At 62.4% G+C, this 12,744-nt stretch carries 12 protein-coding genes; 6 read left to right on the forward strand and 6 right to left on the reverse strand.

Annotated features, from left to right (window positions below):
* Nucleotides 1-371 precede the first annotated feature (371 nt).
* Complete coding sequence (locus tag ACSDR0_RS16920) at nt 372-560, reverse strand: hypothetical protein (protein WP_435289766.1); 189 nt, start codon at nt 558-560, stop codon at nt 372-374.
* A 380-nt stretch (nt 561-940) separates the two neighbouring features.
* On the opposite strand from ACSDR0_RS16920, the gene ACSDR0_RS16925 reads away from it, so the two are divergent.
* Nucleotides 941-1,465: a hypothetical protein gene (locus tag ACSDR0_RS16925; protein ID WP_435289767.1), complete on the forward strand. Its 525-nt coding sequence runs from the start codon at nt 941-943 to the stop codon at nt 1,463-1,465.
* Nucleotides 1,466-1,537: 72 nt separating this feature from the next.
* On the opposite strand, the gene ACSDR0_RS16930 is transcribed toward ACSDR0_RS16925, so the two are convergent.
* A complete protein-coding gene (locus ACSDR0_RS16930) occupies nt 1,538-2,236 on the reverse strand; it encodes a hypothetical protein (RefSeq protein WP_435289768.1) in 699 nt (232 codons plus the stop codon).
* 411 nt (nt 2,237-2,647) lie between these two features.
* Between ACSDR0_RS16930 and ACSDR0_RS16935 the strand changes: the two genes are divergently transcribed.
* On the forward strand, nt 2,648-3,154 hold the full coding sequence (locus ACSDR0_RS16935; RefSeq protein WP_435289769.1) for a hypothetical protein: 507 nt from the start codon (nt 2,648-2,650) through the stop codon (nt 3,152-3,154).
* Between the two features lie 199 nt (nt 3,155-3,353).
* Here ACSDR0_RS16935 and ACSDR0_RS16940 read toward each other — a convergent pair whose 3' ends face one another.
* Nucleotides 3,354-3,524: a hypothetical protein gene (locus ACSDR0_RS16940; RefSeq protein ID WP_435289770.1), complete on the reverse strand. Its 171-nt coding sequence runs from the start codon at nt 3,522-3,524 to the stop codon at nt 3,354-3,356.
* A 199-nt stretch (nt 3,525-3,723) separates the two neighbouring features.
* Here ACSDR0_RS16940 and ACSDR0_RS16945 point away from each other — a divergent pair, with 199 nt between their 5' ends.
* A complete protein-coding gene (locus tag ACSDR0_RS16945; protein ID WP_435289889.1) occupies nt 3,724-4,737 on the forward strand; it encodes a magnesium transporter MgtE N-terminal domain-containing protein in 1,014 nt (337 codons plus the stop codon).
* A 713-nt stretch (nt 4,738-5,450) separates the two neighbouring features.
* On the opposite strand, the gene ACSDR0_RS16950 is transcribed toward ACSDR0_RS16945, so the two are convergent.
* On the reverse strand, nt 5,451-6,551 hold the full coding sequence (locus ACSDR0_RS16950) for a site-specific integrase (RefSeq protein WP_435289771.1): 1,101 nt from the start codon (nt 6,549-6,551) through the stop codon (nt 5,451-5,453).
* Nucleotides 6,552-6,982: 431 nt separating this feature from the next.
* On the opposite strand from ACSDR0_RS16950, the gene ACSDR0_RS16955 reads away from it, so the two are divergent.
* Nucleotides 6,983-9,169 (forward strand): NACHT domain-containing protein, encoded by a 2,187-nt coding sequence (locus tag ACSDR0_RS16955; RefSeq protein ID WP_435289772.1) that lies wholly within the window; start codon nt 6,983-6,985, stop codon nt 9,167-9,169.
* A 431-nt stretch (nt 9,170-9,600) separates the two neighbouring features.
* On the opposite strand, the gene ACSDR0_RS16960 is transcribed toward ACSDR0_RS16955, so the two are convergent.
* Entirely contained in the window at nt 9,601-11,091 is a 1,491-nt protein-coding gene (locus tag ACSDR0_RS16960; RefSeq protein WP_435289773.1) for a pentapeptide repeat-containing protein, read from the reverse strand.
* Nucleotides 11,092-11,628: 537 nt separating this feature from the next.
* Complete coding sequence (locus ACSDR0_RS16965; protein ID WP_435289774.1) at nt 11,629-11,916, reverse strand: winged helix-turn-helix domain-containing protein; 288 nt, start codon at nt 11,914-11,916, stop codon at nt 11,629-11,631.
* A gap of 93 nt (nt 11,917-12,009) precedes the next feature.
* Here ACSDR0_RS16965 and ACSDR0_RS16970 point away from each other — a divergent pair, with 93 nt between their 5' ends.
* Together ACSDR0_RS16970 and ACSDR0_RS16975 are read left to right on the forward strand one after the other, a co-directional pair.
* Nucleotides 12,010-12,243: a hypothetical protein gene (locus tag ACSDR0_RS16970; protein WP_435289775.1), complete on the forward strand. Its 234-nt coding sequence runs from the start codon at nt 12,010-12,012 to the stop codon at nt 12,241-12,243.
* Nucleotides 12,240-12,743 carry a hypothetical protein gene (locus ACSDR0_RS16975; RefSeq protein ID WP_435289776.1) on the forward strand — a complete coding sequence of 168 codons (504 nt, stop codon included), beginning with the start codon at nt 12,240-12,242 and terminating at the stop codon, nt 12,741-12,743. Before ACSDR0_RS16970 ends, ACSDR0_RS16975 begins: the two co-directional genes overlap by 4 nt.
* The last annotated feature ends 1 nt before the right edge of the window (nt 12,744 follow it).

The following is a 12,744-nucleotide window of genomic DNA, read 5'->3' on the forward strand; positions in this document are numbered from 1 at the left end:
GCGGCAAACTCGTCGAACGACCCGGTGACCAGGCTCCATCCGCAGCTGCCTAAAACTCTTGATCCACAGGTCTTGACGATTGCTCCGCCGCAGGTGGGAAACCCTCGGAGACTCCCACAGGTCTAATAAATAAGCTCTGGGTTCCCAAGCTCCTCTCCAGGGCACCCAGACCCAGGACCAGAGTGTTTTCCGCGTAGAGCGCAGTCTGATACAGACACACAGAGAGTCCCGGGACAGCCCACCCGGCCCCGTACCGTCAGTACTAACTACGCCACCCCGTCCCTGTGCTGTTTTCCGGGGCTCGGGCGCAGACGTCCACCCCGGGCCGGGGACAGTGGCCTGAAACCCGTGGCCCGAGCGAGTGAAGGCGATCAGATGGGGCGGTCACCTCGCATATAGGGCATCCAGGCCGGGGCGGTGCCGGGTTCTGGAATGCCGAGAATCTCCCGCGCTTTCGCGTGGAACTCCTCCTCGCGCGGGTTACCGTCGACCGGGCCGTTTTCCTGCTCCCAGTCGGTGACGAATTTGCCGAACGCGACCGAGCGGGACCGGTCAGCCATCGCCGTTTCCTTCCGCGCCGTCGGGCTTCGAGTATGGCGTAGACGTGCGCCAAGCGGCAGAACACGACTCCTGGAACGGGAACGATCCAACACAGTCGACTCGCCCCTGTAACCCGGCCGGATACCTCGGGCGTCACAGATGCACCCCACCCCCCGGAGATGTCATGACGTATCCCCCACAGCAACCACAACAGCCAAACCGGGGGCAGCACCCACCTGCCCAACCGTCGCATCGGTATCCACCAGGCAGCTACCCAGGGCGACCGGACCTACGACAGCAGCCGTATGGGCATCCTCTCCACGGTTATGACCAGGCGCAACAGTCCCACCGTCAGTACGGGCAACAGTCACCTCAACGGCGCGGCCGCCCGATCCTTGCCATGACGAGCCTCGTGCTGGGCATCGCGGTACTCCTCGGCATCACCGTCGTCGTGACCGTCATGGTGATCGACCCTGCCACTCCGGCCGGTTCATCTGACGGCACACAAGTGGCAGTCGTAGACCTGCCCGAGCAGGAACAGACCGAAGCCGGCGCTCGCACCGCCGCTCAGGAGGCGTTTGACCTGTACTCCTCCGGTTCCTACGGTGAGTTCTGGGACCGCTGGTCGGCGGAGTCACAACAGATCGTCTCGCGTAACGACTACACGCGCCTATTCAAACTGTGCCCGCAGATCGCGCAGAATCTGCGGTTCACGATCACCTCGGTCACGGTCAGCGGGGCCACCGCGAAGGTACAAGCCACCCGGCTGATCGGAGCTTTCACCTTCGACTTCGCCTACGAGGGCAACGCGTGGCGGTACGTCATGCCCGCCGACCAGCAGCAGGAGTACCGATCCAAGTCTGTTGACCAGATGGCGCAGGAGCGTCTGTCATCGCAGCTGAAACAGTGTGGGCCGACATCCTAGGGGTGAGAACAGCGCTCGGCTGCTACTCCCTGTGCAGCCGAGCACGGAAGATCGAGGCAAATAGCCTGCAGGTCAGGTGACGATCGTTCCACCGAGAATGCGCTGCACTGCGGACAGCACCGCCCCGTCCTCGCAGATCACGGCCCAATCTTCGCCATAGACGATCAACGGGACGAACCCCAGCTCACGAGATGAGTCGGCGAGCCACGTAACCTCAGCAGCTCGATCCGTCGCGTTTCCGTACGCCGCGAAAATTATGGAAATTTCTGCAGCTGAGCCACATGCTCCGCTCTCGATTCGCCGGTAGAGCTGGTCCGGGGAGACATACATCGCCGCGAATGGTTCGCAGTTCAGGCCACCTCGGACAAGCCGCTCATACATCGGCCGGATGACACGGTCGGGAGCTTCGCCGATCTCGTCTTCCGAGTCCGCGGAGTGGCTCGCCGCTGCCGCAGAAGAAGGTGAAGCTGCAACCTCAACCGGGTCGTCCCCTCCGGCTATGTTCGCGACGACCAAGATCGCACCCGCGATCAAGACGGCGACAGCTACCGCATAACTGATAAACAGCGTGGTGCCGGTGGTAGTCGGTGCAGGAAGTTCCGACTCGGCCGCCTCTTCGGCAGAGATCCACCATTGCCACCCCTCAGGAGCGGTCGGCCATGAAGGATCCGGTTCCCAACTGGGTGTAGATGACCAGCCCGGCGGTGTAGGTGGCCAGCCGGGTGGCGGGTTGAAGCGGTGAACGGGGTCAAGCCGAGGAGGAATGAGCACAAAAGGTAACCGTCAGCGCACCAGTCGGTGTTACACCCTTCCTGGACGTCGTTCTGCTGCGACGAATCATCCCATCTGACGAACCTGGCGGCATGACTTCATTGCGTGAGGGGTCATCGGATTAGCTCCACGACCGCGCCGAAGACAGCTTTGGTCCTGCCCCTGGAACGGCTACGCCAGGAAGCTGCCACCGAGACAGGAGAGTGACGTAAAGCACAATACCCTCCAAACAACACAAATTGAGATCTTTCCACCTGGGCGCCCCATCAAAAAGCGTCGACCGGGCAACCAGTACGGTCAGCCAGCCGTCCTCACAGGCACCATCGGACAGGAAATCAGTCAAAAGCAAGATGCCTCTCCGGACATACGAGAAGAAGACACACCTGAAGGACCAACTTAGGGATGAAAGCCATGAGATTCACCGCCCTAATCGCCGCTGGCGTGACCGCCTTCATTCTCACGGGGTGCAGCACCAGCCCTGAAGGGCAGGGAGGCGAGGAAGCTCAGCAGACTGGGCAGGCATCCGCAGCGCCGAGCGAGACAACGCCCGTCACCGATGACTACACCGATCCTCTCGGAATTCAGAGGGCCAAAATCGACCCGGCCAGCGTGAAGGTCACCCGGTGCCGGGCTACCAAGGACGACTACACGTCCATAGGTGAAGGCATCGCCTATGGCGCTGAGTCCGCCTTCAGGGTGACCAACACCACCACCCTCACTGGAACGGTGTCCCTCACAGTGCAGTACCAGAACGCCAACGGTGACGCGGTCGCTGAGAGCCCTCCGGGCGTCAACAACATCCGCCCTGGCCAATCCGCGAAGATCACGGACTCGACCGGGGTAGAGAAGGGCGACTTGCCCGGCGACGTCGTTAAGTGCGTCGTCGTCAAGGCTGAGGTATACGTGCCAACCGAGTAACCGGATCGACGTCGGAGTGCCATTGGCAGCAGGCCTGACCCTGAGAACGACGGAGCGCCCGCCCCCTTCACCAGGGGAACGGGCGCTCTTATGTGTTCGGCGCTACCGCGCGGCGTCGAAGGCTGTTGAGGTCACCGACGAGCAGGCCGCGGAATGGCGTACGTCCTCAACCAGCTCGAATCCCGAGGACCGCGCCTCGTCACGACTTCTCTCCGATAAGGAAGTAAGCGATCGCCAGGATTAACAACACGGTGCCCGCGAAGCTACTGCCACCGACAATGATGGCGTTGGCCACCAGGGCGCCGCCGAGCCAGGCCAAAATTCCGCCGGTTACACCGACGAGAACGGCCGCGATCAGCGTGATCGCCAACCATAGAGGCCGAGGGTTGTGCATCGTAGGGCCTTTCTTGGTCGGCCTGTCCGAGTGACAGGCCGCTCAGTCCAAGGAAATCGGCACCACGCGGGTACGGGTAGAGATCCCGGACGGACTGACCGCGACCGAAACAGCGGTCCCCGACTTGGGAGATCATGGGACAGGATGGGCCATCGTGGGCCATCGTTGGACGGTGATGGATGAGCCCCACAACGAGGTGGAGAAAACGGTTGGTCTGGGGGTGCGTCCCGACCCAGACTCTGTGACCACCGTAGCCGACCTAGGCCGCGAACTGCAGCGCCTACGTGCTTCCACTGGCGGCCCCACGCTGCGGACGCTTGAGACTCGGGCGAAGGAGCAGGGCGACATCCTGCCGCACAGCACAGCCGGCAACGCTAAATCTGGCCGAATTTTGCCCCGGCTGGAAGTCGTGCAGGCGTTTGTCCGCGCCTGCTACTTCCCCAATCCCGTGCTGCCGAGTGAGCTGAAGCGCTGGGGGGCCGCTTGGGAGCGAGCGTGGCTCAGTCGCCAGCGCGGTCGTATCCTCCCTGAGGAGGTGAGGCAGACCTCCACAGGCGCGGGCACTGCTCTTGCACTACCTCCGACTGATGTCGGCCTGTCGACTTCCCTGCTGGTTGCCATTCCCATCCAGCAGGCCGTCGATCAACTCACCGCAATGGACCCATACTTCGCGGCGAAACGCCTGTCAGAAATGCCACAGAAAACGGCGATGACCAGGTTGTTGGCGATGCCCACTACGGCAGCAGTTGTAGTGCTCGTTGCGATGGACCCCAACCAGGCAGCTGAATTTCTCACGGAAATGGGCCTCGGCTACGCAGTTGAATTTATCGGAAAGATGGCAGAGGACGCCGCCGCTGATCGACTCGCTCTTATGCCTTTGTACTGGGTATCCCAACTACTGGAAACCATGCACCCAGAGAAATCAACCCAACTACTGGAGGCTATGCCTCGGGAAAAAACAGCCCAACTGCTAGCGTCTGCAGCCTCGGGGGAAACAGCCCATATAGCGGGGCCCATGGATCTGAAGAAAGCGATCGAAATACTAAAGGCCATGACACCGGAGAAAACGGCCCAACTGCTGGAAGTTTTACCCCCGGAGGAAGCAGCCCACCGAATGATCAACAACTTCATTCAGTTCTATAATCCAGCCACGGGGTTGTTCGACCATCGGTCGGACTCCTCGATGTAGCCGAGCAACGCCGTCGCTCCATCGGCCCACCTGCCGTAGCGAACCCGCGCCGGAGAGAGTGACCAGACCACCGGCCTTCCAACTCGGCATCTCGGCGACGTTACCGACGATGTCAGCCGCAGTCTTAGACGTGATGCGTCCCTCAGGGTCACCGATCGGGCGCCCGCCTCTGATCATTGGCGGCGCAATCCGGCCAGACCAATTACCCCCGGCCCCCATGCTGTTTTCCGAGGCTCGGGCACAAACGTCCGCCCAGGGCCGGAGGCAGTGGCCTCCTCCGGCCGACGTCGCCTGGCTCGTTAGGAGAGGCGGTGGAACGAGAAATCAGTGCCCTTTTTGTCTTCGGGGACCCTCTGGTACACCGTCTCGCCACAGGCATCACATGGAACTGGTTCCCAGTCAAGTAGGGCGATGAGGTTTCCGCATTCGAAGCATTGAGCGGCTGCGGTGCCGCATCGGTCGCAACTGCCGCCCGTTATGGCGGAACCGTCGCCTTCTTTATCAGGCCACTCCGTTAGGTCGACTGAACCGTAGTCGCAGTTATCGGCGGGGCAGCTGTGCCACGGTGGCTCGTCTAGTTCTTCGTCCATGAGTCATGGCATATCAAGCCAGCGCGGATCGTGAAAGCTTGTTTCAGGATCGTCCCCTGTAGGCCACCCTGCGGCCGACGCGCCCAGTCCTTTTTCGAGGCCGGACGCGTTCGGGGTCTGGAGCTACAGGCCCGCCACGGGGTTATTGGTCCACCGGTCGCCCTCTTCGAGGTATCCGAGCAGGGCCGTCGATCCATCCTTCCAGCCCCCATGCCTCCCGATCCGCTCCAGACTCGCACCATCCCGCCTAGCAGCCGTGGCGAACCCCCGCCGCAAGCTGTGGCCGGTCCAGCTCCCTTCGAGTCCAGCGGCCTCGGCGACGTTGGTGACCACGTCGGCGGCGGCCTTCGGAGTCATCCGGCCCTCAAGGTCACCGATCGGGCGACCACCTCGGGTCATCGGCGCCGCGATCTTCCCATGCCTATCGACCCGAACGAACAGCGGGCCCGAGGTGCGCTCGGCGGCAGCCATGGCCACCAGGAGAGCGCGAACCGCGCGGACGGGGCATGTGGACGGGAGCTTGCCGTACGGGACGGCGGTCTCGGTGAACATCTTCACCTTGCTCCTGTAGACATTCACCAACAGGCCGTCCTCGGTCTCCCGGACGTCATCGAGGTTGAGCGCAACCAGCTCGGAAATTCGTGCGGCGGTGGCGTAGCCGAGCAGGAGCAGGGCGGCGTTACGCATTCCGGCGAGAATCGACCTATCCAGGGTCGCGAGCATCGACCGGAGGGCGTCGGGGACGGCGGGCTCAGCCTTCCGGGTCTTCGCCTGCGCGCTGTGCGTCATGGCCAGCTTCGCCTTGTAGCCGGCCAGCACCCGCCGGGCGCCCTTCGTCTGCGGCGGCGTCTTGTCGTTGAAGCCATGCCAGGTGGTGATCGAGGCCAGGGCGCGGTCGATACTCGCCGGGCCGAGCGGCTTACCAGTCCGGGGGGAAATCGCGGTCGTGAGGTGGGTCACGTACTCGGCCACGGTCTCCGGCGTGGCGGGGAGGGCGATGCGACCAGTCGACGCGCACCAAGCGGCGAAGGCGTTCCAGTCCTTCGTGTAGGCCCTCAAGGTTGAGGCAGGCATCCCGGCGGCAACGGCCTCCTGCGCGGCGGCCGACAGGTGGTAATCCGCATCGGTGTGGACGAACATCGCGGCGGTCTGGGCGTGTGCGGCGACGGTCTCGGTCGAGGGGATCACAACGAGCTCGGCGGTGCGAGGGGCAGTCTCGTTCACGGGGGGGTGTCCTTCGGGTCGATCCTCGGCCGTTTCTGGCTTGTGAGAAGTCAGCTTATCAGCAGCCAGACCATATTTGATCTAGAAAAGGGCCCACTGAGTCATAAAACGGTAACAATAGTGATTAAAGGCGAAAAACAGCCATATGTCTATGGCGGCCGCTGCTACGGCGCGACCGAGAACACGCCACGTCTGCAATTTCACGTACCGGGTGACGCACGCATGCCGTCGACAGCGCGGTCCGGCTCAACCGACAAAGAAATCGGTGTCCTTGAGGGGCGGACTCTGCCAACTCGGCTATGGTCTGTACTCCCGAAGCTCACCGAGCCGTGAAGTGACAGGCCGAAAGGAGGCTGGCTAACGATTCCGAGCGCATCGCGCCCGCACGCTTCGTATCGCTTCACGTGATCTTGCGGTCACAGAATGATGGAATGATGTCGGGACGCTTTTGGAAATGGGCAGCCATCGTCGTGTTCGTCGCCACGATGAGTGTGATGGGCTTCTACCTATTCACGCGGGCCGATCTGGCAGAAGCCGACCAGTGGGCCAGTGTGATCGGCGCGTTTATCGGCTTGAGCAGCCTGGCGGTGGGGCTCGGAATGTTCACGGACCGCCGTGAGCCCTCAACCTCGACGCCAGCGAGCCCTGAGGAAACTATCGCTGCGGCCAAGAATGCGCTGACCGTCATGGTGGCCCGGCAGTGGCGTACCGAGGCGACCATCCGCGCCCTGGATGATCCCGAACCAATCCCGATCACTTGGCACCTCGTCGACGACGCCGCGATGATGGATCACCCGCGCCTGGTCGGCGAGCATCTATTGACATTCACCGGCTCCAGCGACCAGATCCCCAAACTGGCTAATGCTTTTCGCAGGTTGCGGCGTCGGCGGCTGGTCATCACCGGTGGCCCTGGAACCGGCAAGACCACCCTGGCCATACAGCTGCTGCAGCACCTAGTGAGTTCGGGGCGTGACGAGGCTGATCCGGTGCCAGTGCTGGTTCCGGTAAACGGCTGGGACACCACCGCCCACCCGCGGTTACACGACTGGCTTGCCGCCCGCCTGCCCCTGGACTACCCAGCGCTGACCGCCCCGCAATTCGGAACAGGCGCGGTCAAGGCCCTGCTTGATCACGGCCACATCCTGCCCATCCTGGACGGCCTGGACGAGATCCCCGAACACGCCCGCACCCAGGTGATCAGCGCGCTAAACCGGTGGCTGACCGACAGCGACTCATTCATCCTCACTAGCCGCACCACCGAATACGATCACGCCATCAAGCAGGTCGGCGACGTCCTGAACGCCGCAGCCGTCATCACCCCAGCTCTGATCGCCGCCGCCGACGCTGAAACGTACCTACGCACCTGCCTGCCACCAGTACCCCGCCACGACTGGATCCCGATCTGGGCCGCACTACACAAAGCCTCCCACCCAGGCTTAAGCCAACTGACGGAAACCGCGCTGGGACTATGGCTGATCCGGACCGTTTACATCACTCCCGTCGCCGACCCCACCCCCCTGACGGGCCCCCTGGCCCAGCAGGAGACGACACTGCGGGCCCACCTGTTTGACCACCTCATCGCCGCCGTCATCAACAACCGGCCTCCCAGCAGCGACCCCGCCGAACACTTCCGGCCCCGCACCGCGTGGAATCCAAACCATGCCCGCGACCACCTGGCCTACCTCGCCCGCATACTGCAAGACCGCGACACCTACGACCTAGCGTGGTGGCAGCTCGCTCAGCACACCATCCCTCATGCCGGACAACGCCGCATCACCTGGCAAAGCAGGCTCATGTTCGGACTCGTAGCTGGGCTCACGTTCGGGCTCATGGTCGGGCTCGCGGTTGGGCTCGCGGCTGGGCTCACGTTCGGGCTCACGTTCGGGCTCGTGTTTGGGCTCGCGGCTGGGCTCAGGGTCGACGCATGGTTCACTGAAACCCCCGGATATGCCAATTTGCATCTGTCGGAAAGAACAGCCGACCTCGCCAAATGGTTACGATATGGGCTCACGATCGGGCTCGTGATCGGGCTCCCGGGTGGGCTTGCGTTCGGATTCCTAGGCAAGCTCCCAGGTGGGCCTGCGGTCGGGCTCACGTACGGGCTCGCGATCGGGCTCGTGTTTGGGCTCACGTCTGGAGTACTCAAGTGGGCAGAACAGTCTGCATCCTTCACGGTCGCGATCACACCGCCGACGAGTTGGAAAGCCGATAGAACCCTGACACTGCTACGGGTCATAACACTCGGGCTCGCGGTCGGATTTATATTCGGGCTCACAACCGGGCTCACGATCGAAGCGGCCGGACTCACGACCGGACCCATGGCCGGACTCACGGTCGGACTCGCAGCCGGGCTCCCGATCGGGCTCGTGACCGGACTCATATCCGGAAATCATCATGCTTGGCTGGCCCATGCGATCGCCGTCCGACGATTGACTAAAAGAGGGCATCTCCCTCGTAAGCTGATGGCCTTTCTCGACGACGCTCACCGCCTCGGCCTGCTCCGCACCGTCGGCCCGATCTACCAGTTTCGCCATGCTGAACTCCAAGACCACCTCGCTGCCCTACCCCCACCGAGCAGCACGGCCGTAACACCAAGATCCACTAAAAATGCCACCTGAATCTGAACAACTTCACCCCGGATTGTCCAGATCAACCTGACGCTCTCCAGCTCAGCGGCTTCACTCTCGCCATTTTGAGCAGGAACGTATAATTGGCTCGCCGGCGACGCTCTCCTACCGAGGGCGCATGCCATATATCTCCCCATCCCCCTCGGCCTCGTGCTCCCTTGCCCCCAGCCCGCGCAGCAGCTGGCGCGTGTGGGTGGCCCCGCCCTGCGGCGTGCGTCACGTGAGCGGCCCTCGCCCCGTCCGACGTCGCCCCCTCGGGCCGCCCCCCTCCGTTAAAGCAGTCGCACGCAACGCCTCCAACCCGGTCAGTTAGGTAGCTATCAGCCTTCAGGGTGAAACAGTGGCCGAAAGGGCCAGCTTCTCTACATGCGGCGCTCGCGCAACTGGTATCAACGCTCTGAACACCACGCGCCGCCCTCCGTTTATTCCTCTTCCGCGGGAGCCGGATCTGAAGCGGATGGTGTGGCGTCATCACGGCGCAGCATCCCAGTGCCATCCGTCCCCACAACGACAGTCCAGCCTCCTGGCCAGGAGTGCCCCGCATCTGACATAAGCGTGCGCACATTTTCAAAACGCACTTTACGCGAGAAAACCGTCTTCACGAACGAAGCTTTTCCCATAAAAAAGCTTTCGACGAATGAAACTGTTCCCTCAAAAATTGCCTCTCCATATTCAGCATTACCCTTAAATGTCGCCTTGTCGAATAAAGTCGACCTAGAAAACCTTGCCCTACTAAAGTCGACCTCCTTAGAAAAAACCGCATTGCGGAATTCGGAATTTTTGACAGCAGTCACCTTTGTGAACGTGGCCGCCCCATTAAATTCAGCCCCGTTAAATATGACCGCTCCTTTAAAAGTTGCTTTATCGAACCGAGCCATAGCGTTGAAGGTTGCTTCATCGAACCATGCCATGGCGCCAAACCTTGAGCCACTGAACCAAACGGGATCAACGAAGGTAACCCCGTGGAATTCAGTACCCCGAGCGAAGATTGCTGAACTAAATCTTGCACTAGACTCGAAGACCGCCTCACTGAACACCGAATATTCAAAATTCGCCCCGGAAAACCATGCCTCCCCCTTAAATTGCGCCCCATAGAAGAGGGCATTATCACCAAAATCCGCGTTCCTAAAAAAGGCTGCTCCCACAAAAACAGATCTATTAAATCTAGCTTTCCCTGCACGGCAATGATTAAAATTCATGTTGATTAAGGTTGCGCCGGACAAGTCAACGTCAATGGCTTCCCAAAAGTGCGGACCAGCGGGTGTTGTCTCACGTTGATTGACCGTGCGTTCATCACGAAGATGCTCAGCCAGGATCCGCTGGGCGGTGAGCCGGACTTGCCGTTCACCTTCCTGATCGGCGAAATCGGCTTCGGTATGCCAAGGGCCAGGAGGTAATGAATTGGTAGCAGCGACAGCGGGCGCGGTGTAGGGCATGCGGAGGTAGGCGCAGATCACGTTCACGATGGTCTGCCGGTGGTCGGGATTGCCCTGGGCTAGGCGCTCCAAGGCATACAGCCCGCCGAGGCGGACGGCGGCTTTGCCGCTGCCGAGCTGCTCGACTGCCTTGGCGTACAGCTCGGTAATCCGACGCTCAATCGCGTCTTGCCGGTTGTATTCGGCAACACGCTCGGCCAGCTCGGCGGTGCGGTCGGCCTGCCTGCTGGTGATGAGGGTGGTGAGCTCCTGATGGCGTTGCCGCCGGAAGGCCAGCATCACGGTGATGGCGGCGCCGATTCCGGCACCTGCCGTCAGCGCGACCTGGAGTGCGCCCTGCCGGGCGGCAGCCTCTGCGGCTGTTGTGGGGAATGCGGGCAAGCTGGAGAGCAGCCACCAGGCTACGGCGCAGACGGCGCCACCAACCAGCAGCGCGGCCGGGACGATCCACCACCCTGCAGGACGGGGCTCACGCAACGCAGGCAATCCAGTCGGTGACGGAAAATCGGGCTCAGGGCGACGACGGAGCCGTGCAGGCAAGCGCATGCCGTCATATCAACTGATGACGCTCTATCTCCGCTGGACAGTTTTTCTATCGTTACGACAGGCGGCGACCACATCTGCCTTGTCGACGGCGTGACGAACTCTCCAGCTCGCCACGTTCGTCCAGAAACTCCAGAGCCTGCTCGTCTGGGAGCTTCAGACGCGCGTACACGAAGTCGTAGGCCTCTGGGGGTCGTCGGGAACGTCGACATTCCCCCGGAGGCCGGGTCGAGCCCCCAACTCACGACGGCAGATAGTTGGTAGGGGGCCAGAACCGTATGCGGGCGAAACACGGAATTCCCTGGCCCCATAGTTGGGATCCAGCCGCTTCGACCGCGGATCGAGATCCCTATTCGGGTCGGCCCCATGCAGGGCACCCGCGGAATGACGTACATGCCTCTGAACTGGGAAAACTCGCATGTGGACGAGTTGCTGGCTGACCCCCACTGAAGGAGTGAGCAGTAAGTACGCTCAGACCGATCCGGCCGGATCCGCATCGTTTTCGGCCTCGACCGCGACGAACGTTCCCTTGGCGGGCAGGGTCACGACGAGTCCTCGGTCTCGCAGTTCCTCAATGGCCCGCCGCACCGTCCCGAGCGCCACGCCGTACTCCTCGGCCAGGGCGCGTTCCCCGGGTAGGCGGGATCCGGGCCGGAGGTCGCCGGCAGTGATGCGCAGGCTGATGTGGTCGGCCACCTGGGTGTAGACGTACGCCATCTCCGACGGATCGAAGTCGGGGACTCCCTGCACATCTGCCATAACACTCACCGTAGAGCGGCTCTGAGCTGCACATATGTATGGGTAGCGGCCTAGCGCTGTACACCGCTCTATACCGCGTCATAACCTGCAGACATGGATACCAACTCCGAGACAGCGCCCCAGATCCTGGGCTACGAGGTCGAACACACCGACGTCGGCTGGACGGCCACGTACACCGGACTACTGACCGAGAACGCCATCACTTTTGGGTGCGAGAGGGTCCTGGTCGACGAGGACCTAGCGCGTCTGAAGATTCGCGCGATCAAGAATCGGATCAGCGCCTGGTCGTGGGAGTACGAGGGCCCCGAGGACACCTCACCGGCGTGAGTGTCGACGTCGCCCCTGGGTGCCGCGTCGTCGTCGACTCCCTGTTCTTCAGCCACACCTTCACCCAGGCCGCGCGCAGGCTCGTCGGCGGGACTGGCCATGTGCTACGTCTCGTCGAGCGCGGATCGTCCACCTACGCTCTGGTCGAGATGGACGACGACGTCCAGGGCTTTCCGGGACAGCGGCGGTGGACGATCTCCACGGCCGACCTTACGGTGATCTCGTACCCGTCGCGGGCCCGCACCGAGCCGGTGTTCTACGCGGTGGGGTTTGAGGACTTCCGGATCATCCTCAAGGCCAACAGGGGGATCCGGCACGCCGTGCCCGGCAACCGCGCTGATCGCGATGTCACCGAGGCCCTGTGCGGTCTGTCGGTCAAGCCGGTCAGCACGGCGGGCATCGGACGGATCGCGTTCGACCTGACGTCCGCCCTGGCCTGCCCCGGTTGCGTGCAGAACATCACCGTCCGCCACCCCGAAATCGGGGCTGAGGCGGGGTAGA

The organism is Streptosporangium sp. G11 (assembly GCF_051192615.1).
GTDB lineage: Bacteria > Actinomycetota > Actinomycetes > Streptosporangiales > Streptosporangiaceae > Streptosporangium.